The organism is Secundilactobacillus folii (assembly GCF_009720675.1).
Classification (GTDB): Bacteria; Bacillota; Bacilli; order Lactobacillales; family Lactobacillaceae; genus Secundilactobacillus; species Secundilactobacillus folii.
Map to the genome: position 1 here is coordinate 15271 of NZ_WNJO01000006.1, position 23798 is coordinate 39068.

At 45.7% G+C, this 23798-nt stretch carries 15 protein-coding genes; 14 read left to right on the forward strand and 1 reads right to left on the reverse strand.

Going from position 1 to position 23798, the window contains the following annotated elements; genetic code table 11:
• Positions 1-394 precede the first annotated feature (394 nt).
• From GM612_RS06000 to GM612_RS06050, 11 genes are all read left to right on the forward strand, one after another.
• Positions 395-2287: a hypothetical protein gene (locus GM612_RS06000; RefSeq protein WP_155431483.1), complete on the forward strand. Its 1893-nt coding sequence runs from the start codon at positions 395-397 to the stop codon at positions 2285-2287.
• A gap of 199 nt (positions 2288-2486) precedes the next feature.
• A complete protein-coding gene (locus GM612_RS06005) occupies positions 2487-3722 on the forward strand; it encodes an S-layer protein (protein WP_155431484.1) in 1236 nt (411 codons plus the stop codon).
• A 186-nt stretch (positions 3723-3908) separates the two neighbouring features.
• The gene (gene rfbB / locus GM612_RS06010) at positions 3909-4940 is read left to right on the forward strand and encodes a dTDP-glucose 4,6-dehydratase (protein WP_155431485.1); all 1032 of its coding nucleotides are present in this window, start codon (positions 3909-3911) and stop codon (positions 4938-4940) included.
• Between the two features lie 358 nt (positions 4941-5298).
• Positions 5299-6273, forward strand: a complete 975-nt coding sequence (locus tag GM612_RS06015) for a hypothetical protein (protein WP_155431486.1) — start codon at positions 5299-5301, stop codon at positions 6271-6273.
• 85 nt (positions 6274-6358) lie between these two features.
• Positions 6359-7480, forward strand: a complete 1122-nt coding sequence (locus tag GM612_RS06020; RefSeq protein WP_155431487.1) for an SGNH/GDSL hydrolase family protein — start codon at positions 6359-6361, stop codon at positions 7478-7480.
• 191 nt (positions 7481-7671) lie between these two features.
• On the forward strand, positions 7672-8583 hold the full coding sequence (locus tag GM612_RS06025; RefSeq protein WP_155431488.1) for a hypothetical protein: 912 nt from the start codon (positions 7672-7674) through the stop codon (positions 8581-8583).
• A gap of 178 nt (positions 8584-8761) precedes the next feature.
• Entirely contained in the window at positions 8762-9604 is an 843-nt protein-coding gene (locus tag GM612_RS06030) for a C39 family peptidase (protein ID WP_155431489.1), read from the forward strand.
• Positions 9605-9619: 15 nt separating this feature from the next.
• Positions 9620-10435, forward strand: coding sequence for an NlpC/P60 family protein (locus GM612_RS06035; RefSeq protein ID WP_155431490.1), 816 nt, complete (start codon positions 9620-9622; stop codon positions 10433-10435).
• Positions 10436-10940: 505 nt separating this feature from the next.
• Positions 10941-11201, forward strand: a complete 261-nt coding sequence (locus GM612_RS12560) for a helix-turn-helix domain-containing protein (RefSeq protein ID WP_173021232.1) — start codon at positions 10941-10943, stop codon at positions 11199-11201.
• 112 nt (positions 11202-11313) lie between these two features.
• Positions 11314-12471 (forward strand): M57 family metalloprotease, encoded by a 1158-nt coding sequence (locus GM612_RS06045; RefSeq protein ID WP_155431492.1) that lies wholly within the window; start codon positions 11314-11316, stop codon positions 12469-12471.
• 173 nt (positions 12472-12644) lie between these two features.
• Positions 12645-12923 (forward strand): hypothetical protein, encoded by a 279-nt coding sequence (locus GM612_RS06050; protein ID WP_155431493.1) that lies wholly within the window; start codon positions 12645-12647, stop codon positions 12921-12923.
• Between the two features lie 128 nt (positions 12924-13051).
• On the opposite strand, the gene GM612_RS06055 is transcribed toward GM612_RS06050, so the two are convergent.
• Positions 13052-13510 (reverse strand): hypothetical protein, encoded by a 459-nt coding sequence (locus GM612_RS06055; RefSeq protein ID WP_155431494.1) that lies wholly within the window; start codon positions 13508-13510, stop codon positions 13052-13054.
• Positions 13511-13734: 224 nt separating this feature from the next.
• Here GM612_RS06055 and GM612_RS06060 point away from each other — a divergent pair, with 224 nt between their 5' ends.
• From GM612_RS06060 to GM612_RS06070, 3 genes are all read left to right on the forward strand, one after another.
• Positions 13735-14424, forward strand: a complete 690-nt coding sequence (locus tag GM612_RS06060) for a hypothetical protein (protein ID WP_155431495.1) — start codon at positions 13735-13737, stop codon at positions 14422-14424.
• Positions 14425-14673: 249 nt separating this feature from the next.
• On the forward strand, positions 14674-15186 hold the full coding sequence (locus GM612_RS06065; RefSeq protein WP_155431496.1) for a sigma-70 family RNA polymerase sigma factor: 513 nt from the start codon (positions 14674-14676) through the stop codon (positions 15184-15186).
• Between the two features lie 145 nt (positions 15187-15331).
• Positions 15332-23515, forward strand: a complete 8184-nt coding sequence (locus GM612_RS06070; RefSeq protein ID WP_155431497.1) for a DUF7601 domain-containing protein — start codon at positions 15332-15334, stop codon at positions 23513-23515.
• Positions 23516-23798 lie beyond the last annotated feature (283 nt).

Below are 23798 nucleotides of genomic sequence, written 5' to 3' on the forward strand. Positions count from 1 at the left end.
CAAATTTGTAAAAGGAGTTTCTATAATGCCATAAGTCTGTATCACTGTATATTAAGCAGAAAAATTTGGTTTTGCACGATATAAAAGGATTAGTGTTGATTTTAAGTGCAGAATGGAACTCGATGTTTCCAGATTTATAATAATTGCTATTTTCGTGGTGCTTAACGACTAATAATGTAAAAGACAAATCTAATTGTAACAATAAATTTTTATGTGCTGTATTTCACAATTTTGTCAGGCGATAAGTGACTATCAATTTAATGGTGTCGGTTAAAAAGCTAATTGGCATTTTAAACCGCATGATCTAACGGCAAATTTTTAATGTTTTGCCCCTGTGAAGCCGGTTAAATGGTAAGATTAACGTATGCACTCAAAGTTTGAAGGAGGCCCGCTCATGGGACTACGAGATTTATTCAGGGGACAAAAAGAACCGAAAACAGATGAAACTAAAAATGAACAACCTACTACTGAACAGGAACCAGAGTCACAAGCTAGTGAAGCCACTGAGACACAAGCAGAAGTAGCAGATTCTGAGGCGACTCAACCAGCCGCTACCATTCAGTCACCGTTAGTGGCTAAACAGCGTCTGGCTGACGTGGCGCGTCAATATAACGATACCCGGGAAGTCTTACAGGACTTACTGTTTGGCAACCAATCGACGACGCAGGCTAAGATTGAAACGCTGAATACTCAAATTGCTGACCTGCAGCAAACGGTAGATGATACTGGCAAGTCGATTTCTCAGATTCAAGATGAGATGGAGAATAACCTGCAAAAGGCGACTTCAGAACTGGTTGCCCAGCAAAAGGATCTGAACCAAAAGATTAAAGCGGGGCAGGACCAAGCTGGCGCACTTATTATGCAGGTCAATGAGATCAACCAAGAAATTGGGACGTTAAATGAGAAGCAGCAGAAGCTAGCACAAGCTGAAAAGGATATCTCAGCCCAGTTTGAAAGTACCGAGGATCCGGCTGACATCGTTTCGTTAGCTGACCAGTACCGCGACGATATTGCGGTCAATAAGAAAGAGCGGGAGGCAAACGCACAGCTGATCGTTGAAGTGGATGCCAAGCGCGAGAAGGTTAAGCAGCAGCTGCAGTCCGTCCGTGACGGGTTGACGGCTGATCAAAAGAGTTTGAGTGACGTCAATGACCAAGTCGAAGACGTCCAGATCAAGATTGCTAGCGAGGATGAGGAACGCAGTAAGCAACTGGACTCCTTGACCGCTGATTTAACGAAGTCCCAAAATGAACTGGCGAAGTTGAAGAACGAAAAGGACGAGCAAGATGAACAGCTAGCGACCATCAATCAGGATATTCAAGACTGGTTGGGCATCAAGGTGCCGGTGAAGGGGCTGGAACTGGATGCGGATTCGGAGATCGTCTTGGATATGGATAACCTGTCCGATGACCAATTTGCGTTGATGAAGTTGGTGGTGAAATTGTTCATGGAGCGCGGTATCAAGCATATTGGGCTGTATTCCAGTCAATTTACACTGAATCTGAACAGTCAGATTGCCAAGTGGACCAATGATCTAGCAGTCAGCAACGGTACGGTGTCGGTGCATAATCCGTTGTATAATTTGCTGCATCAGGGCGATTTGGGGGCTAAATACCAATTGCCTGATAACGCAGTCAGTGATGAGTGGAATGACACCCATACTGAACGCACGTTGGTCTTGCCAGACGATGGCTGGAGCTTGAAGATTCGCTACTTTGATCTGGGTGAGAATATTTCTACCATTGATGCCTACCAAAATGATCAGCTCTCGGAAACCAGTTTCTTGTCTACTGAAGGCCGGCTGGCATCGAATCGGTTCTACCATGATGACGGCACTAAGGACCGCGACGAATACTACCGTCAAAACGGTTTGGGCGTGCTGACAATTCACTATGAGAATGACAATTTGAGTTCGATTGAGCTGTTGAATCCGGTGGGCATGCAGGTGGCGACCTTTAAGTCGATTGATGAATTCAATCAGTGGTGGCTGCAGAACGATTTCAATACCAACGGCGTGTTGGTTGGCCCAATTGAAAATGACGCCTACCGCAACTTTTTGAAGATCGCACAAAAAGCACCGATTGCGTTGGTGACGGATGCCGTTCTCGAAGATGATGCATTTAACGACTGGACCGACAGCCTGCCTGAACAGCAATACCTAGTGGCCAACTACGACACCGAGCGGAAGCTGATCGATAAGCTGCAGAAGCCCATTAACGTTAGTCTGATTGACCCGCATAACCTGCCGATTACGATTGGCGTGCCGAGTGTTGAGCGTGATGAATAGGTATTTTACAGAATGAGTTCATTTGACTCATTCTTTTTTGTTGGTGTTTTTAGATACAACACGGAATTCATACGTTACAAAGATTACGGAAACTTTAAGTTTTTCTTTTAGAACACCCCCTTTATGAAAGGGGTGTTATGCTTAAATCAGCTAGCAAGGGGTTAGCGATAGTCTTTGATTAAAAAGGAGTGTATTGGGTATGAAATCAGGTTTGAAGAAGTCATTATACTTTGGTTTGGCTGCCGTTTCAGTATTAGCTGCTGGTAGTTTTGTAACTACTAGTAATGCAAGCGCCAAGACATATGCAAAAGTTTCGAAGATTGGGGCTGCACCAGGTGCTGCAGAAGCTCGGAACGTTGCTTCTAATGGTACAAACGCTTTGTATACTAAAGCTGGTACTTTACGTGGCGCACGGGTCGTTGCTTCGAAGTCAACTATGGCGGCTTTAGGCAATTCCAAGAGTTCGGCTAATTACTTCCGGGCATACCGTTATGCTACGACTAACCGTGGTTCAGTTTACTTCAAGGTCGTTTCATTTAACGGCAAGTACCGTGGCTGGATCTATGGTGGTAAGAGCATCCATGTATTTGCCGGTGGTATCGCATCTGCTAAGACCACGCAAGACGCTAAGTTACCTACTCAATTGACTGGTTACACTCTGGTCAATCAAAAGAAGAACACCCTTTGGAGTGATCCTCAAAACACGCAGTACAAGGCTGCTAAGGTCGACATGAGTGCTTACAAGTCAACTGATACTTTCACGGTCAGCGGTGCTGAAACCAAGACCCGTGAAGGCTCACTATACTACAAAGTCACTGATGACCAGACACCTTCGATTACTGGCTGGATCTATTATGGTGGTGTTAAGGCTCCTCAAGGCAATTCTGTTAAGATTAATTATGTCGATAAAGATACCGGTAAGAGTGTCGGCACTGGCTCCTTGCCATTCGATAAAAGCGCAACAACTACCAACGCTACAGAAACATCTAACCTTAAAAGCATTGTAAGTGGCATTCCTTCAGGATATGTCCCTTATAGCAATAACAATGGTGGTTCTGCATCATTTGACAACGCCTCAACTGCTGCTGTAGCTAAGAATGGCGATACAGTTACTTACTATGTTAAAGCCTTTGACGCTGCTAACAGCACGAAGAACATTAACATAAGCGTCGTTAATACTGAGGGCAACTCAATTACGTTGAAGCCTAATGATTCTGACGCTTTGACTGCTTCTGGGGCTAAGGCTCAGTTCCAAGTTAAGCTTGGTGATAATGTGACCGCTTCTGATGTTGAAGACATTATTGCGGATGCTAATTTAAGAACCCTTGTTGGCAATGATGGTGTATCATACACATTTGATCATGCTGATAGTGCAACCACTACTACTTCAACAAATACTGTCAACGTCAAAGCTTACTACAAAATAGCTTATTAATAATAAATTCAAATGAATTGTTAAACGTCACCGTTTGGGTGGCGTTTTTTGTATGGGATGAGATAAAAACCATACAAGCTGATTGCTTCTTGTGTTAATTGGTTAATAAAGTACATAATGAAAAGAGAAGGATACAAAATTATTAGCAAGTTGGCATTTAGAGGTATTGATTATAAGGAGTGGCTTATGGAAAACTTGATTATTACCGGTGGTGCAGGTTTTGTAGGTTCTAACTTTGTTCGATATATCATTAGTGAACATCCCGAGGTTAAACATATCACGGTATTAGATAAGCTGACCTATGCCGGCAATCGTGCTAATTTGGCTGATCTACCGGCTGACAAGGTTGAACTTGTAGTTGGGGATATCTGTGACGCTTCGTTGGTAGATTCAATGGTTTCTAAGGCTGATAATGTCGTGCATTTTGCGGCCGAGAGTCACAACGACCGGTCTTTGATTGATCCTGAACCCTTTATTCAGACTAATATTGTTGGCACGTATACGCTGATTCAGGCGTGTGTCAAGTATGGTGTCAGGTTCCACCACATTTCAACGGATGAAGTTTACGGTGATTTGCCATTGAGAGAAGACTTACCCGGTCATGGGGAAGGGGCAGGCGAAAAATTCACGCCGGATTCACCTTATAATCCAAGCAGTCCGTATTCTTCATCAAAGGCTAGTTCAGATATGTTGGTGCGAGCTTGGGTCCGCTCATTTGGCCTGCAAGCCACGATTTCAAATTGCTCCAACAATTATGGTCCCTATCAACATATTGAAAAATTTATTCCACGGCAAATAACTAACATTCTTAGTGGGATTCGGCCGAAGCTGTATGGCAGTGGGAAAAACGTCCGGGATTGGATCTATACTGTGGATCATTCACGGGCTATCTGGGATATTCTGACTAAGGGGCAGATTGGCGAGACTTACTTGATTGGCGCGGATGGCGAGCATAGCAATCTTGAAGTGCTGGAAATGATTTTGAGATTGATGGGACAGCCCAGTGATGCTTACGATCATGTGAAAGACCGAGCCGGGCATGATCTAAGGTATGCCATCGATTCGAGTAAGCTCAGGAAAGAGCTGGGTTGGCAGCCCAAATTTTCTGATTTTGAAGCTGAGTTAAGGCGAACGATTGAGTGGTATCGTAACCATGAAGAATGGTGGCAGATGCAAAAAAGATCGGTAGAAAAAGACTACGAAAGAAATGGACAATGAAGTTGTTAACTTGAAAATTATTTTTCAAGCTAACGCTTTTTTATTTTGCAAAAAGAGCTATTGGTTTAGTAACTTGTTATTAAAATCTTCTTGTGGGGTGTATGATACCCCCTTTCGAGCATTATACCGTAATAGATATTTATTCATTTCCAAATTACGAAAAGATTCAGGGATTGAACCCTTAAATTGCTTGATATAACTTTATAAATGGCATTTTGATCGGCATATATTTAGTACTCATGCAAGAAAAATGTTTGTGAAATAAAATCGAATAATTGTATGATTACTTATATTTTTGTATCGTAACCGTAGAAGATCTGGTATATTAAAGATATTCAAAAGTTAAGGGGAATGAATTATGATTAAATCTGTTTTTGCTGGGGTAGTGGTAATTGCTGTTTTGACGGTTAGTAATAGTGCTCAAGCCAGCGTGAAAAAGTTACATTTGAAGCCTTCGTCGTTGACAAACAAGAGTACAGTCGTTAAAGGCTCGGCCACAAAAAACTCTATGGTAAAGTTGACTCGTTATCAAAAAACGTATGGCTACGGAAAAGCTTCAAAGAAAGGGACTTTCCGAGTAAAGCTTCATCATAAGTTGCACGCAGGATGGAAATATCGCTTGACTATTAATAAAAAAGGTTACAAGACAGTAGTGAAGTATGTTCAGGTTTTGCAGACCAATACGACGGTGCAAAACAGTCTGAATCGTGGAAAACAAAAAGATGATGAAAGTCAGAAATCACCTTCAAACAACCAGTCGGTGCCAATAAAGGGAATTGAGAAGCCGTCAAATTCAAGCAATAATGCTTCTAAAGTTGAGGGTAGTTCTTCAAACTCGAATGATAGTTTACAAAAGCAGAGAGAGATAAAACTAGCTGATTCGTATTTTGAAAAGGCAGAAAGTCTGAAGCAGGACTCGCGAGACGCAAGGTCAATTTCAGACGCTATTTGGGCTGTCTATACAAGCTTTGGAACAGCCAGTGATCAGTATGCAGAAATGGATAAAGAAATATCTTTGGCTCAGAGTGCTCTTGATCAGGCAATTCGTAATAAAGTTGATGCTAATTCTGCAGAATATCTGCTTCTAAAATATGATCTTGAACGAGCCCAGAAAATTAAACAGCGTGCTCAAGAAGATGATATCCATTTTCAGACTGCACAGGAATTATTAGTTTTATACGGGCGTGATAATTTTCAAGGCTTGGCAGAAAAATTTCGTTCGAAGGCAGAAAAATTTATAGAGGAAGGACGTTACCTTAGGGAACTTGCACATAATTTATATGCAAAATATGGCTTAGATTCTAACAATGATTTAGAAGACTTTGAATGGTAATTTTATTCTTACAATTTTACAACTTCCATCACGACTATGGTATGATTGTCTTCGTACCTTATCAGTAAAGGGAGTTGTATTTATTTTGAGTCGATTTAAACTACATAAGCGCGGATGGGTGTCTGCCATCGCGTTATTAATTGGGGTGGTTTCTATGGTGCCATTAGGTGCAAAGGCTGAGTCGTCAACTTCAGCAAACCAAGCCACGCAGATTAAGGCTAAAACAAGAGTCTCAACTGCACGTGTTGTAAAAAAATATTCGAATGTTAAGCTTATTGATACAAGTAAGGGAATGGCTCGTGCCTTCTCATTAAAGAGCCGCGCCATGACTTTTACCAGTTTGAAGCTACAAAAAAACGTTAAACTAACGAAGACCGATTTTAAACAGGGCTGGTTCCGTGACCAGTATGCGGATTTAAACGTCAATGGTAAGCGGATGCGGTTTTATCACGTTACGAATTCCGCAAAGTCATTTTGGATTCGTCCCTGTGATTTGCAGTCTGTTAATTCATCTAGCTTCCATCCGACCGGTCAGCATACCCAAGCCTACAACGGCCGAATTGCATTTCTCGGCGACAGTATTCCCGCTGGCTGGGATGGGACTCGACTGAATCACGGTAACAGTTATGTCGACTGGTTTGCGCAGTACATTCGCATGTCACGCAAGCACATGCATAACTATGCCGTACCCGATGCTAAAATTGTGGGCGATCGTTACCACACGTTCCAAAACGGCACGCTTCATGGCCAGGATCTTAAAGCACAGGTTCAGCAGCATAAGGCCGAATTGAAGAAAGTGAACTATATCTACATTGCGTTAGGCACCAATGATTACACAAAAGGTTCTGGTTCTGGCTCGTTAACTCACGTAGCTAGTACGCTGGAGCACTATGTGAAATACCTCAAGCGATTGAATCCAAACGCACACATCGTTGGTATCTTGCCGTTGACCCGTTTCAATATGATCACCAGCGCTGATAGTTCGAATGTCACTAATGATGAGGGCTACACACTGCGACAGGAGCGTGAGGCCTTGCGGAAGGTTTACCATCAAACTGGTGCAAAAGTGGTTAACTTCCACTATTTGGCACCAAACTTAATTACAGCTTCTAACCGTCTGGCGACGTTGAATGACGGATTCTTACATCCGACTGTTCAGACCGACCAGAAGTTGGGTAAGCTGTTGGCGGGGACGTTTGCAAAGTAGAAAGAGTTTTCCAATATGTATTTTCCAGAAGCGTCAGTTCAGTCTTGAACTGATGCTTTTTTGATTCAGAACAACAATATTTTTACGGATTTGTATTTTTGTATTGATTTACTTCTAAATTAGACTATTATAATCTTAATGATCATTTTATTAGACCATTAATAGTTAGTAATATCAGGGAGGAAATCTATATGTCAAAGGTATTCGGGAAGAAATCAGTAACAGTAATGCTTAGTGCGGCATTATTAGGTGGGGTATTTGTGACGGTGCCCAATGCGTTGAATGTCACAGAAGCCCAAGCGGATGCAAAGAGTTCCATTTCTTATAGTCAGTTTTTGAGTGATGTTGCTGCGTTGAAGGCTGCAGTACAACAAGCGAGTCCTAAGGTTCAAAGCCAATTGAATTCGGCGTATTTCAGTAAATTGACGAGTAATCCAAAGAAAGCTTATGGTGATTCTGCACCATCGTTTATGGCTGCCTTTCAAACCATAGTAAATGATGCTGATAAAAGTCTAGATAGTGATGGTAATCCAACTAGCACCACTAATACTGATTTTAATGCTATTACTGCCATCTATGAATACTTTATGCCAAGGCTCTCTACTGGGGATCAAGATGGTGTGGCTAATGGAGGTTTCGATCCAGGGTATATTGATGTGCAAAGTGATATTGAGAGTCAAAATGGTGATGCTTATATTGACTTGCCTATCTTTGCTGGAGACTTTGAAGAGGATTTTTATGCCGATGTAACACCCTCTAATATCACCGGTATCCCAGCCGCTCCTGCTTCTAGCAAGTCTACCAAAGCACCGTCCAAAACTAAGGCCAAAACTGTTAAGAAGAGCAGTATCAGCAAGCTGACCGCTAAAAAATCATCGAAAAAGTATGTCAAAGTTACTGGGCATGCAACACTTTATAAGCAAGCCAGATACGCAAGAATTAAAACATATCGCGGATACAAGTATGCCAAGCTCAGCAGTCATCATAATTTCAGTAAGAAGATTTATGCACCGAAAGCTAAAACCGTTAAAGTCGCAGTTGGCAACTATTCTCACGGCCACTTTAGCTATGTGACATCTACTAAGACAGCCCATGTTAAATAAGACTAATTGTTAAGTTGAAAAATGATTACGATAAAGCACTCTATCGGGAGTGCTTTTTTTTGCCTGAACGTGATTTGTTACTGTTTATTCCAATCAAACCACCCAACATTCCCTTCCAATCCAGCCCACTAATCATGCTATAATGTGATTAACTTATTTAGGGGGGAAGGAATCGTTCATGAAGCACGGGATGCTCGCAGTTCTAATCGGGGTCATCATCGGTACAGGAACCGTTACCGCGCACGCTGCCACCACGGCAACAACGCCTGAAACCACCTACGCCGCCGTTACCAGACTCACCAAGGTCAGCTACTACACCACAATGGGGGCTAACACCACTCACAACTATCCGGTGTATCGCAGTGGTGCCTACCAAACGGCGGCCACTAACATGACCGCCATCAGCGCCGGTCGTACATATGCCAACAAGCTCATCCACATTACGCGTGAAGAGGTGGTAGCTGGCAAGACGTGGTTAAAGTTCACTTATAACCATACCCACACCGGCTGGATCCAACAAACCGCCACCGTTCAATCGACTTATCGGTTGGTTGCACCGCTGATTGGGCAGCGGCCGCAACTACCAACTGGCTGTGAAATTACGGCTACGGCGATGATGCTGGCGTTTGGCGGGGCAAAGGTCACCAAGCTGAGTCTAGCCAGGGAAATGCCACGGAGTTCGAATCCCAACAAGGGTTTCGTGGGCAGTCCGTATAAGACGAGTGGCTGGTATGTATTTCCCGGTGGCCTCATGGGCGTCGTCAAGAAGCACATGGGCAGCGCTAAGAACATGACCGGCGCTAGCCTGACCAGCATTAAAGCGCAGGTGCATCGCAATCATCTGGTGGTGGTTTGGGTCGGTAACGTGGACGGCTTTTCCAACCACGCCCTCACGGTGACCGGTTATTCCAAGTCGCGGATCTACTACAACGACCCGTGGACTGAGAAACGCGCCAGCATGACAAACAGTACGTTGACTAAACATCGTCGCGCGGATGCTTACCGTGCGCTGAGTTATTAATTGGGGGACTATCACATGAAATTGAAATGGATCGTTGCCGTTTGTCTTGGAACAACGTTGGGTCTGGCAGGCTTTAGCTCCCAAGCGCAGGCCTATCAGAATCCGAAAAAGGACTATCAGATTCAAAATCAGCAGATCAAGCCGGACGGCACCGTGGGCTACACGGTCAAGCGAAACTACGAAGGCATTAAGACTTGGTATATCATGCGTAAGATGAAGACTTATGCGGGTTATGACAAATACAACACGGCTACCTACTACCGGGTGAAGGCTTTTCAAAAGAAGCACCACCTCAAGGCGACCGGAAACGTGGACGAGAAGACCTGGCTGAAGATGGGCTTTACCAAGTCTTCGTGGACCAGCATCGACAGTTACATTGCGCCGTTGACCGTGACAACTAAAAACAGTCGCAAAGCGCACATTGCAGCGATGATCAAGCAAGCCTACAAGTACCTGGGCAATCCCTACCTGGTTGGTTCTTCATCCAGTCCCAAGTATGGCGCGGACTGTTCGGGACTAGTGATGCAGGCGCTGTATGCGGGTGGCATTGATCCCGCACCAATCAGCTCCATTCACCACGCGTATCCGGGTAACGAGTGGAACAGCCGCAACCTCTGGGCGTCCAAGAAACTGCCCCGTGTGAAGTATGCCCACCGGCAGCGTGGTGATTTGATCTTCTACTACGAGCCAGGTACGCACGTGATCTGGCACGTGGCGATTTATCTGGGTCACAATCGAGTCATCGAAGCTTGGCCGCCTAAGGTCATGGTGCAGCCGATTCGTAACAGCCAGCGCGCCGACATCGCAGGAGTCAAGCGACCGTTTGTTTAATAGGGTTTAAAATACAGTAGCGTCCATGTCGACAGCCTTTCGTAGCTGCTACATGGACGCTTTATTTGATGTTGGCTGTTTTGCTGGCAGGTCGAGGTTGCTGTTGTGAAGGTGCTAGCCGTCAGTCTGGCGGGGAGTCTAAATTAATTTCAGCAAAGTTATATCGGGATTTTAAGATTGGTATAGTCCTTAATGTGATAAATGATATGGCTGCTTTTCGCGACAAAAAAATCGCCAACTGCGGGGAGGTAGAGGGCGACTTTTCGCTACATGACGCATATGGGACGCCATGTAGTGCAACGCATTCTGAAACTAATCAAGACGTTTCGATTGGGAATTCATCAACCGAACATCTTTAGGTTATCATAGGTATTTTCAAAAATCAAGAACACATGTTCGATTTCTCAAATTTAATTTTCTAGATAAAATGGCTTTGTCGGATGGTTAAAGCGCCTGACACCCTGTTGTCGCTAATTGAGAATTGACCCCCACAGGAGGAATTATCGTGAGAAAGAGCAGTAACATTTTTGACAAGCCGGCATTCGCTAAGAAGTTTCACCAAAGCAGTATTCGCTACAAGTACGCTGTGGCGATTCAAGCCCTGCGCACGGAAGCCGGGATGACCCAGGAACAGCTCGGCCAGATTATGAGTGTGCCGCAGTCGTCCATCGCGCGCTGGGAAAATGGCGGTACGAATATAACAGTAGAAACCTTGGATAAGATCGCCCAAGCCATGCACAAAGAACTTAAAATTGATTTTCAGTAAGGAATATTGCTAAATAAGCAAACACACGTACTAATTATGGTAAAATGGCTCTAAACAGATTTGGACGTCTTGTGGTAGGCAACGCAAGCGTACAGAGGGGGCCGTTTTCGGTATGAAAAAGCTGGGTATCATTGCCGTGACTGCAGTTTCAATGTTAGCTGTACTGGTTGCTTCGCCAACCGCAGCGACACCGAATGCACAGGCAAAAACAAAGGTCACGGTGGCGTGGAAGAAATCAATGCCAACCACCAAGTACCAGATCAATTCGGCGAAAGCAAAGCATGCTTACGCCTATTCGAGTAACTTGAAGAAGAAAGTCTTTAAACTTTCGAACTACAGCCGCACCACCTTTTATGCAAAGGGGCACGAGGCGGTTAAAGTTGGCAAGAAGACCCGGGTGTACTACTACATCAAGTCGTCATCCAACAGTAAGAAAGCGGGCTGGGTATGGCGTGGATACTTAATGACGCCAATTGCCAGCAAGACCGCGCTGATGGCAATGATCAACGCCGACCAGGACTTGAACCCGACCGGCGAGATCATGAGCCAGCCGTCAGCCTTTTATAGTCGTTATCGGGCAACGCTGCGCAAAGAATTTAACATGACGGGTAACCTGACACACTTCACCAATCATCAAGCCCGGGTCTACATTGCTGACCCATCGCTGAAGACTTGGGCGACTAAGGCAATGAGCGTTTGGAACGACGCTTTAGGCCGCAAGGTGTTCATTACTGGCACTGCCGGTAATAAGGACCTGACGATTACAACCAAGGCCTCCAGTGAATGGGACGGCTTAAACGATGGCGTCACCCTTGATTTAAGTTCCACGGCAATCAAGGATAACACCTACGTTGAGAGCGTGGCGGACACCCCGATGATTCGTGACCTCTATAACCAGTATGAAGACGTGGCCAACGCCTATAAGGCTGCGCCAAGCGGTTCCGCTGATAAGGCTAATTACCTGTCACAAGGCCACAAGCTTTATAACCAACTGGTTGCGGCTCAAAAAGCGGCCGCGCCATCGGTTAACGAGTACTGGGAAAGCGTGCTGGTTCACGAACTTGGACACTCCTTGGGACTGGATCACACCCCTTATTTGACGGATATCATGTATGCTGAAACCAGTGATGACGGCTTCAGTGCGAGTGTAAATGGTAAGTACACGTGGGATGCACCGAAGGATCCTAATGATACTCGACGGGAATCACCGACCCTTTCTGACCGGGACGTTAACCGGGCTAAGTTAGCAATGAAGTTAGGGTACTGGTAAAAGTTAAAGTTAATGATGAAAGACCTGCGAGTGCGGGTCTTTTTTGTTTCGCTATTTTATTTAAGTCGGCTGTTATGAATTTACACAACCTTTACCCAACCAACATCATTTCGAAACACTGAGGGCGTATACCTAAGCTAGAAGCTGAAGATGACTAGTGGAGGTGGTCCAAGATGACAGCACTAAAATTAATGTTCGTTGCAGTTTTGCTGGTCGTATTGAGTCAGTCAGTCACAGCTGAGGCTTCTACGACCAGTGAGGTAACAACTGAACCAAGTCAGACAACTTTGATGCCGACAGTCAGTGCCAAGATTCAAGTTGGTGATCGGGATAACCAGATTCGCTTTTGGCGGACCAATAAACCGCGTGAACGGCAGGCAACCATTTACGGACTGTCAGCGCTGATCTTGATTGGCACCGCAGCAACTTGGGCACGGCGTCGTTTTTACTAACAAACTGAATTTAATCAAAAACAATGACCCATCAGAGTCCGTACGCAAGCGTGTACGAACCTGATGGGTCATTTTATATATTTGGGGAGCAGTTTTTGTTTTGCCTGACCGAAGTCAGTCTAGTTGGCTCATCCTGTGACCAGCCATTTATAGAGGCGCTGTAGTCCAGTTGGACGATCTGCCGGCGACATCTTAGTGACCACGAGGTTGATCGTTTCGCCAAGACGGACATTTTTCAGCGCCCGAATATTGCGTAAGTCAGTTTGATCAAACGCATAATCGATCGGAATATGGTTATTCAGACCGCTGTCCGCTTCTATAATATCACTATTAAAGATATCCGTCACATCAGTTCCACGGCCTTTGGAATGACTCGTTGACCAGTAATAGGTTTTTAACTTGCGCCCCCGTTCAGTGATGAAGTTGACCTTGACATGATTAGCAAGCATCTTTTGTGAATGTGGCAAGAAAACTCCCGATTGCGCGTACCGTTCCCGCGTGAGTAGTGAGGTACCGAACACAACTGATAAACAAAGCACGATGATCACGCCGACAACATGGTGTTTCCTGGTTAATTGGGGCGACACTAGCGCACCTCCTCCATAAACCTACTCTCTTATTAATAATAAGTATCTCAAATAAATGCCACTAAACTTTGACCATTGTATGAAGAAATTGTGAATCGAAACGATAATTTTGTGAACTTTAGGAGAAATGTCTCATTTCGAGTGTTTGTTGTCTATATCAGGGAAGGTATATGTTATCCTTGCTGGAGTTTCAACAATAAATAAGTTACGAGGAAATAAAATTCATGACTCAACCGCACCTTTTTGGTCTCACAAAGCAGTACAGTACGGTATATCAGTCCTCCGGAAATATTGATATTAAGCAAATTCAACCTGAAGATGTCATCGATATTATGGATCCAAACCATGAGAAGATTGACTTTAGGAAGGTCTTTGCCTTCATTAATACCGAAGGCAGTCAAAGTATTTATAGTTCAGTCCTAATCTTTGAAGATAGTCGCGTCGTCAAGACAACACTGTCTCCAAATCAACTGTTGGTTAAGATGAGCGATCAGTTCCCGATTCATCTGGTACATGATATGAAATATTCCGCCCTTGAATTAGACATATCTAGGTTGATTCCATATGGCTGTGGTGATTACTGGTGGATACCAGTGGGCCAAAAAGCTAATAATAATCATTCCTGGGTTCGTGTTTTATCAAAGAATGAACAGTGGGTCTATGAAAAAAGGACAGCCTTTGTGAGCTATCCAGGATTGGTGACGTTAAAGCTGCCACATTCTCGAAAAGCGATATACCTGCGAAAACGCTCCTGCCACATCTTAATGCGATATTATTATTCAGTAGGGAACACAATCACGCCAACACTGATTGAAGAGCAAGAATTGTCAGAAGACGAAGTTATGAGGATTGGTAAAGGTAAGACTAAAAGATTTCGAGAAAGTTTGTTACGAAAACTAATGCGAGATGCTTAAGTACGCTACATTGCCTTAATAGTTTGCGTGTTGCTGAATGAGTTTCTGGTGATAAATTGGTCTAGAACATTTAGGAAATAAAGATTGTCTTTAATATTTTCAAGATTTGACGTGTTCAGCTGCTACCACAATTTATCTCATGCATTTCCCAGAAAGCCGCTAAATAAGCGGCTTTTTGCGTCTTGCGGTGATTTGTTAATCTATTCTCGACCATAGCGCTATGGATCACTTACTAAAGGGGTTCATAACATGGAGAGAACTGTTCAAAACGCTTTCGACTTTTTAGCTGAAGGCGACCACCAACTGATTATTTATAGTGCGTTAAAGAAGCTGGGTATCCGCCAACAGGATTCGCAGTACGAAGATCTGGTTCAAGAAGGCTGGCTGCTGTTCGTGGACGTTTACAAGAAGTACCCGCAGGAGCCCACCGAAGCGCCCAAGAAGTTCTTGGCCTACGCGCATCAGGCACTGTACCGGCGTTTTCTCAACACGGTGATGTCTCAGCAGCGCGAAGCCGGCCACCTCGAAAATGAGGAGGTAGACCTGACCACGCTGCCGTATTCGGAAGACTTGCTGGCGCACACCATTGATGCCGATTTGTTGAAGGGCTGGCTAGGCAAATGCAACGCTGCTGAACGTAACTTTTTGATCGATAGCGTCTACCACCAGTTAACACCAACTGAGATCGCCAAAAAATGGGGCGTCTCACGTCAAACCGTCTATAAATGGCGCAAGAACATCAAACGCAAGCTGATGAACTAGCCGTTTTAGTTCTCCGCCGACTAATTCAATCATTATAGCGTTCATGATATTGTTACAATTTGGTCTAAAATTGGTCATATCCATTTGATATTGTGAATGTATGAGATAGGTCAGCACTTATGAGTTAGAACGGAGGGCAAAGCCAATGAAGAAAGTACTGATCCAGGTGATATCGGTGATTACGTTGGTGTTTGGTACCTGTTACCAAAGCGTACTTGCCCTGGCGAACGATTCCCAGCGCATCGAGTTGAGCGGTGTTCAACTAAAAGATGCCCAGGGTAACGCTCCCAGGCAGGCGAAGGTGGATGACAAGTACCAACTGGAGATGACGGTAACCATCAATAATAAGGATGGTGACCAACAGGATGGCAAGGCAGCAGTTTGGCTGCCAGAAGATCAGTTACAACTCTTGAAGGATCAGGTCGAAACCACTGCGACCGTTCCGGATACGAATGCGAAGCTGATCTTTGAACGACGGAAATCAAAGGACTTGCAGGTTAGATGGGAGAACGTGACGACACAGGCCACGTTCCAACTGCATTTACCAGTCTCTCCCCGCACGACGATGACTAGCATGGCGCTACCATTAGCAGTGGGGACGCAGAAGGGTGTGTTACAGCCACTAACGGTGGTGGGTGCTGACACGGATGACGACCAATTGGCAGAAGCCGGCGAAGCAACCGGACTGCCAACTGACCTATTAAGCTCATTAGATTCATTCATCCAGGCTCAGCAAGCCCAAGAAGCAGCGGCAGCCGAGGCGAAGGCAAAGCAGGAAGCCGAAGCGCAGGCCAAGGCTGAAGCTGAAAAGCAAAAGGAACAAGAAGCAGCAGCCAAGAAAGCAGCCGCTGAAGAGGAAGCCGAAGCACAACGTGAAGCTGAGAAGAAGGCTGAACAAGACGCTGCCGATAAGGAAAAGGAAGCTGCTAAGACCGAGGCCGCTTTGAAGACGCACAAGGCGGATGCCAGTGCGGAAGCGAAGAACGACGGTGCAGCCCGGGAAACCAACGACCAGAAGACGACTAGGGCAGGCAAAGATTTAGGTAAGTTACTGCAGTCGAATACTGACCCTAAGGACAAAACGTTATTCGATGCGGTTAAGATTACGGCGAATGGTCAGACTTATGAATTGGATCCAAGTGAGCCGACGGATATTTCAGATCTGGAGAATTTTAACCTGATCTATGAATGGGATTCCGAATCGTTGTTAAAGAAATTGAATAACATCGATGTCCATAACGGCGACTATTATGATTTCCGAATCTATGGACTTGAGAAGTTTAACGGCTCAAGAAGCGGCAGTATCACGGACAATGGGAACGTAGAGTACGCAACTTGGACGCTGACTGAAGGCGAAGATGACCAGGGTAAGTATCAAGAAATTCGGGTCACTTTCACTAACGAAAGTATGAACCGGACCCAGGTAAAGTATCAGATGTCGTTTGAACAGAAATATACTGGTAACGGTCCAATCGATTTTGAGTATAACGATGAAGCGAGTTGGACGGTAGATCCGAGTGAAACTAAGGCGTTACTTGCAAAATCTGGTAAGTTTATTGGTAATAACCAGATTGAGTGGACGGTTACGCTGACAAATGAAGGTCAAACCATGTTTAGTGACCTTAAACTGAATGATACCTTATTACACGCAGGTACTAGTTTTCAAGATCAATCTTTTGTTGCTGATATTGCTGACAGTTGGACTGTGAAATATCAGAACATTGAAGGCGACTTGAAAGGTAACTTTGATCTCGTACCAGACGGCAAAAAGTTGACTTTAAACGGGAAGGGTAATGAAGAAGTTCTAGATGATTTGGTATTTACTTTTAGAACTAGCTACGAAGCGGGTACAACTGGAACTTTTGCCAATAGGATCGGCGGTAAAATTGGCGAAAAAATTACTCTTGCCCAGAAAGAAGCCACGATATCAACGGCTAGTCTGTCCAAATCGTCAACTGGCTATGCAGATGGTATTTATTCATGGAACGCCCAAGTTACTTTGAATCTTGGTCAGTATGCGACTGCAGAGGAACGCCAGGATGCGCTGCAGAGCTTGAAACTGACCGACACGATTAGTGGGGCTCATGCTTTTGATGCAGAGCAGCTTGACTTGAAGATTGTGACTGGTGGTAATAAAGATGTAACCGATCTTTTTGACTATCAAATTGATGGAAAAGAGCTTGTGATAACGCCTAAAAATGACACTATTAGTGATTTGATTTCTATTTTAGGTGAAAATGAGAACACGCTCACCTTGACTTACAAAACGGTTGAGTCTGGTGAAGGTGCCATTGGAAATGAAAAGAATTCTATTCGTATGGAAATGGATGATTCTTCACAGGACAAAGGTTCCTCTGGGACTGGCGATCAGTTGATTGTCAAGAATGGAGAATTAATTCGTGACGTTTATCAAGATGATTCCGCACACATCAAGTGGACTGTGAAAGTTAATGAAGCACAACGAAAATTTAATCAGCTAACAGTGATTGACCTGTTACCTGAGGGTGCTACTCATGAGGACGTTTCTAACATTTTGATAAATAATCAATCCCTTGATGATGTTAAAGGGGTCCAATTAACAAACGGCTCAGTTAAGAATGACACGCAAACCGGAAAGAATTTGTACAATTTTGAAGAGAACGAAAACAATGCTCGCAAGGCACTCAAGTTTGTGTTCGATCAGAATTATTCCGGTGAAAAAATTACCATCACGTTTGAAACTAAACATGCATGGGCATCTAGTTACAAAAATGATGTTGGAGCCACAACTGGTGATCGTTGGGATTATACGTACTCAACAGTGAATGTTGGAGAACGAATTCTAAAAAATGCATATAAAGATAGTCGCTTGAACTTGGTTGAAAACGATCCGGAAAGCTCAAAGAACAATGTTACGTGGACGATTGGAATTGGTAGCCGATTAAACACTGTCTTCGGCACCAAAGATGACCAAATCAATCAAATCACCATCAAAGAACTTTTAAATCGTGATGGACCTAAGTATCTTAGTTTTCCTGAGAACGCTGACGACTATAAACTGTATAAAGTAAGTAACAAGGGTGAGAAAGAAGCTGAAATTCCGAAGTCTGAGTATACAGTAAAATGGTCGAATGATCCTGAAACTGATCAGCGGACATTTACCATCGAATTCAATTCCAAAGCGGATGACAAGGGTTATTCTTTCTTGGAATTTGAATTCTCGACCCCAATTAATTTACGAGCTTGGGAAGAAGAAAATCCTGAGGGAGAAAAATTACCAGACACCCATATTTTCTATAACGACGCGCTTGTGAGTTACAAAGGTCAAGATGAAATGAAAGTAGGTTCTTCTGTGCCTATGAGTTCAACTGGTATCTATGGACAGAAAACTGTTAAAGGCGGAAAGACTAACGAAATCAACTGGGAAGTTATCTTGAACGCGTTAGGCCGTGACATTGGTAAACCGACGATCACAGATACGCTGACGGGTAATCACCTGCACAGTATTTCTCCAGATGATTTTGAACTGTCGTTAGTTGATGTGATTCACGAGAAGGAGGGTAACCATTATAAGGTCGAAGTTGATAAAAATGGTGACACGCAAAAGTTAGTTCGCGATGAAGACTACACCATTGAGATCAACGACAACCAAATGACCATTAAACTCCTGACTAATGTCGATCGGCCACTTGCTTTAAATTACAAGACATTTGTGAGTGACAGGTCCGACACGTATCAGAACCACGTTGAAATTTCTGCTAAAGGACAGAGTACTTCGTTTGATAAATCGCACACACTTTCGGGCTCCGCCTTCATGACCAGTTGGGGTGTCCGGTTCCAGAAAATTAACGGTGAGACCGGGGATCCTCTGGAAGGTGCGAAGTTTAAGTTGCAATGGAAGGTTGGCGGTGAATGGACTGATGCCGAGAAACTCGATGGCAGCGGCACATACGGAACCGTCACCTCTAATGAGCAGGGCTACGTGCAGTTCCACTTAATGGGTACGCTGACTCAGTACCGCCTAGTCGAAGTGGGCACTCCGGCTGGCTTTGACTCCCAGATGCCACCAATGGAGTTTGATTTCAAGCGGGCTCAAACGGAGAATTGGCAGACAAATACGCCACAAATCAAGAACTACAGTACTAGTGTGGGTAATTTAACGCTTGCTAAACAGACGAAGAACTTAGATGAGTCGAAGTCCTTCAAGTTTGAGATCCAAGCAGTGGATGACAACGGCAACGTTGATACCAACTTCCACGGCACATACGACCTGGAAAGCGGCGGCCAAGTGACCTTTGAAAATGGTGTCAGTGAAAGTATTCAGTTAACTGGCGGGCAAAGTCGGACTATCCGTGACTTACCGATTGAAAAGGTGGCCGCGGATGGCACCAAGTCTGACCGGCACTATGTGGTTCGTGAAACTAGTCACAGTGATGACTATACAACCCAAGTGACGGTGAACAATCAGACGGTTGCCGGGACAACTTCACCTGCATTTACCCTTACCCAGGGCTCTGCGACTGCCGTCATCGTGCACTTCTTGAACACGGCGGCAAAGGGCGACCTGGAACTGAAAAAAACGGTTAGCAGCGACGTAGCGGCTGATCACACTCGAGACTTCCAGTTCACCATTAAAGCTGACGATGCCCAAAAGGTGGCTGGTAAGAGTTACGACGCAGAAGGCGTGACGAACAGCGTGACCTTTAACGATCAGGGTGAAGCTAAGGTGACCATGCGTGATAACCAGAACCTGAGAGTGAAGAATTTACCTGAGGGTGTCAAATTTAATGTGACTGAAGAACCGGCTGACAAATTCACGACGACTTGGTCACTGAACGGCCAGGAATATGGCACGGGTCCATCTGACCTGACCATCGACGCCAATAAGGTTCAGCTGATTACCTTCAAGAACGCTAAAGTGCTCAGTGGCCAGCTGCAAGTTGAAAAGCAGATTGCGGGTGCGGTCAAGGACGACCAAGCGTTCAAGTTCCAGATTCAAACGGATCCAAACTTGAACGGCTCATACCCGTATGCCACTTACCACGTGGACACTCAAAAGCCAGGTCCTGCGGGGCAAATTGAGTTCAAAAATGGCCAGGCCACGCTTGAACTGACTGGTCAGCAGTACGCGGTCATCAGCGAATTACCGTTGGATACCAAGTACACGGTGTCTGAAGTTGACCCAGACGTGCCGGGCATGACGACGACTTGGCAAGCTGGCAGTAATAAGGGCGAAGGATTAGTGGCTCAGCCGATTACGCTGCAGAACGCTAATGAAATTGCTAACGCAACCTTTACCAACGCGTTGCCAAACGGTTCACTGCGGCTGACTAAGAAAGTGGTGAGTCAGCACGTTGGTGATCAAACAATTGGATTTAAATTTGAAATTCAAGCGGCTGACGAGGATGTTGACCTCGTTAAGGGACGTGAATTCCAAGTGGATTCAGGTAACCAGGACAGTATTTCATTTAATGATGACGGGCTTGCTACAGCTACACTGGCTGGCAATGAAAGCCTCGTGATCAAAGGCCTGCCAGCGGACGTGACACTTAAGGTGACCGAAGTTAATTACGGCGACTTCCAGGCAAGTTATAACATCGGTGGCGGTAACGCTGTCGAGAGTAACGTTGCCGAAGTGGCAATCAAAGACGACGGTCAAACAACTGTGAACTATACCAACACCCGACCAGGTGAAGGTAGTCTGCTGCTTGAAAAACGCGCAGAAGGGCAGTTCCCGACATCTGGCAAGGTTGATTTCACAGTAACGGCGGATGACAAAGATCTCAACAAGACTTTTGACGCTCAAGTGAGGACGGTCAACGGCGACCCGGTTTCTCAGAAAGTCACGTTTGAAAACGGTGTGGCAAACGTCAGCTTCAAGCCGGGTGAAACAATGCTCATTAAGCATTTACCGGAGCAGGACTATCAGGTGACTGAAGCGAAGCAGGCGGACAACGTGGTGACGTCATGGGAAACTGACCAGGCTGAGGGCAACGGTTTGACGGCTGATAAAGTTGGCGTCACAGCTGATACAACCAGCCGAGTAATGTTTATCAACAAGGTTCAAACGGGTGACCTGACACTGAACAAGTGGGTGACCAGCCACGATGATGCGGACTTGAAGAAAGAATTCAAGTTCACCATCACGGCGGCTGACGCAGATGTGGCACTTGTGGCGAATAAGAGTTACAAGGCGACTGGTCTCCGCGGGAGTGACAGCGTTAAGTTCGATGAAAACGGTCAAGCTGAAGTGCAAATGACCGACAAGCAGCAGGTGACCATCACTGGTTTACCGCACGGGATCCACTTAACCGTTAATGAAGCGGACTACGGCAAGCTGAACCCAACCTGGAACGTTAATAACCAGGGCGGCTACCAAGATCTGACGGCGGCAAATACCCCTGAAGTGACGATCGATGAAGATCAGACGCAAGTGGTTTCCTACAAGAACGTGCGGGATCTGGTTGGAAGTCTGCGAGTGGACAAGGTGGTGACTGGTGCTGAGACCGACGAAAAACGGACGTATGAATTTACCGTAGCAACTGAACTTAAAGCTGATGACGACTACAAATTGATCGTTTACGATCGCAACTCGGGACAGTCACTGCATACTGATACGATTCAGTTTACGGATGGGCAAGCGAGCTTCAAACTAGCGGCTGACCAGTATGCGGTCATCAACGGGTTGCCGTTGGGTGATTACCAAGTCCGCGAAACCGATCCACAAGTGGCTAACATGACGACCACTTGGCAGGTGAATAATGAGGACATTCAAACGGGATTGGCAACGACGCCACAGACCGTGACTGAAAACGGCGTGCCACGGATCACCTTCACTAACCAGCTTCACACGGGCGACTTAGTGCTTGGAAAGCAGGTGACGGGTGATGCAACGGATGCTGACAAGAACCGAGACTTTGAGTTCAAGGTTACCGCACAGAAATCGGTTGACGGCGACTGGACTAAAGATGAGTCCGTTAACGGTCAGTACACGGCAACTAGAGCGACCAGCGACGGTCAGCAGACGACGACGAGTGTGACCTTTGACAAGGGCGAACTCAAAGTGAATTTGAAAGCTAACGAACGGCTTCAGATCAGTAATCTGCCAAGTGACATGCACCTAGTTGCGACCGAAACGCCGGTTGACGACTACGTGACTAGCCACCAAATTAACAGTGGCAAAGTGGTTAACGGCAACACCAGTGATGTGGTGGCCATCCAAGACGGTAAGGATCAGCACGTGAAGTTCATTAATCATCGCCACTCAGGTAATTTAGTGCTTGAAAAGCAGGTGACGGGTGAAACGACGGAGGCTGACCTGAACCAGACGTTCGAGTTCACAGTGACAGCACAGAAGCTGGATGGTGACGATTGGATCCACGATAAGTCAGTGACTGGCAAATACCCGGCGACTAAGACCGGCGCCAACGGCCAGCAGACGACCAGCGTGACCTTTGATCAAGGCAAATTCACCGTGCATTTGAAAGCCAATGAACGGCTTGAAGTCGGCAACTTACCGAATGATATGCGGGTCGTGGTAACCGAAACACCAGCCAGTGGATACGTGTCAAGTTACCGACTGAACGGTGGGCGAGTGATTACTGGCAACACCAGTGACGTGGTGATGATCGAAGATGGCCTGGATCAGCACGTGACCTTCATCAACGACCGGCCGAAGCAGGACAAACCAGCCTGGTTAGCACTGACTAAATCAGTGTTAGGAGCTGTCGGCGAACGCGACCGAAACTTCAACTTCACGGTCCGCTTCCTGGATGTTAATCTGGCACCGTTGTCTGGAACGTTGGACACGGTTCGCACCACTAGCACGGGCGGATACGAAACCAACCAGATGATGCTGAAACCGGATGGTAGCACTCAAATTGCCTTAGCAGACGGCGAAACGATTCGCTGGCAGTTACCAAACGGGACGCATTATCAGATCACTGAGGACGATTACTCAGCGGATGGTTACGTGACCAGCGTGAGTCAGGGGCTGGCACCAGAACGCAGTGGCTTAACGACCACGGGTGTGGTGACGAATTCCGCTCCGGCTGATGGCAAGGTGGTTTACTACAACCGCGCTGAACCAACACCGGATGAAGATCAGCCAACTACGACTGATGACGATACCGACACATCAATTCCTGGTGGATCTGGCAGTACAACCACTGCATTGCCAGGGGGTACGAGTGGTACGACCGGTTCAGCTGGCACCACAGCGGGTGGTTCAAAGGGCATTCTGCCACAAACTGGCGAATGGCTGGCGCAAAACTGGCTGATGGTACTGGGTATCTTGATTCTGGTCAGTCTGCTAGGTATCGGTATCAAGCGGATGTGGAAACGTGACTGATGCATGGATGAAATAGTGGTTTGAGGTGCGAGGTGATGGTGGTTAGCTGAGAAATTAGCTGACGGTCAATGACACAAGATGACCGAGGTGCGGTTCCGGTGAGGACTGCACCTCGGTTTTTGGTTTGGGTTTTAACTCGCTTGGCGTCGTGAATGCCAGTTGTACCACCTTTTCTGAAAGTGCGGTCAATGTGGTTTGAAGTTTAGTAGGCAGTTCGCGTGAAACGCGTGTTGAGGGTGGGTGGCAATGAAGGGGCGGGATGTGAACGGAGCGGAAGGAAAAC

Excerpts from the sequence above, each read along its gene's own strand:
- GM612_RS06015 (WP_155431486.1), top strand. The coding sequence starts at position 5,299 with ATGATTAAATCTGTTTTTGCTGGGGTAGTGGTAATTGCTGTTTTGACG.
- rfbB (WP_155431485.1), top strand. The coding sequence starts at position 3,909 with ATGGAAAACTTGATTATTACCGGTGGTGCAGGTTTTGTAGGTTCTAAC.
- GM612_RS06045 (WP_155431492.1), top strand. The coding sequence starts at position 11,314 with ATGAAAAAGCTGGGTATCATTGCCGTGACTGCAGTTTCAATGTTAGCT.
- GM612_RS06065 (WP_155431496.1), top strand. The coding sequence starts at position 14,674 with ATGGAGAGAACTGTTCAAAACGCTTTCGACTTTTTAGCTGAAGGCGAC.
- GM612_RS06005 (WP_155431484.1), top strand. The coding sequence starts at position 2,487 with ATGAAATCAGGTTTGAAGAAGTCATTATACTTTGGTTTGGCTGCCGTT.
- GM612_RS06050 (WP_155431493.1), top strand. The coding sequence starts at position 12,645 with ATGACAGCACTAAAATTAATGTTCGTTGCAGTTTTGCTGGTCGTATTG.
- GM612_RS06070 (WP_155431497.1), top strand. The coding sequence starts at position 15,332 with ATGAAGAAAGTACTGATCCAGGTGATATCGGTGATTACGTTGGTGTTT.
- GM612_RS06060 (WP_155431495.1), top strand. The coding sequence starts at position 13,735 with ATGACTCAACCGCACCTTTTTGGTCTCACAAAGCAGTACAGTACGGTA.
- GM612_RS06000 (WP_155431483.1), top strand. The coding sequence starts at position 395 with ATGGGACTACGAGATTTATTCAGGGGACAAAAAGAACCGAAAACAGAT.
- GM612_RS06030 (WP_155431489.1), top strand. The coding sequence starts at position 8,762 with ATGAAGCACGGGATGCTCGCAGTTCTAATCGGGGTCATCATCGGTACA.
- GM612_RS06025 (WP_155431488.1), top strand. The coding sequence starts at position 7,672 with ATGTCAAAGGTATTCGGGAAGAAATCAGTAACAGTAATGCTTAGTGCG.
- GM612_RS06035 (WP_155431490.1), top strand. The coding sequence starts at position 9,620 with ATGAAATTGAAATGGATCGTTGCCGTTTGTCTTGGAACAACGTTGGGT.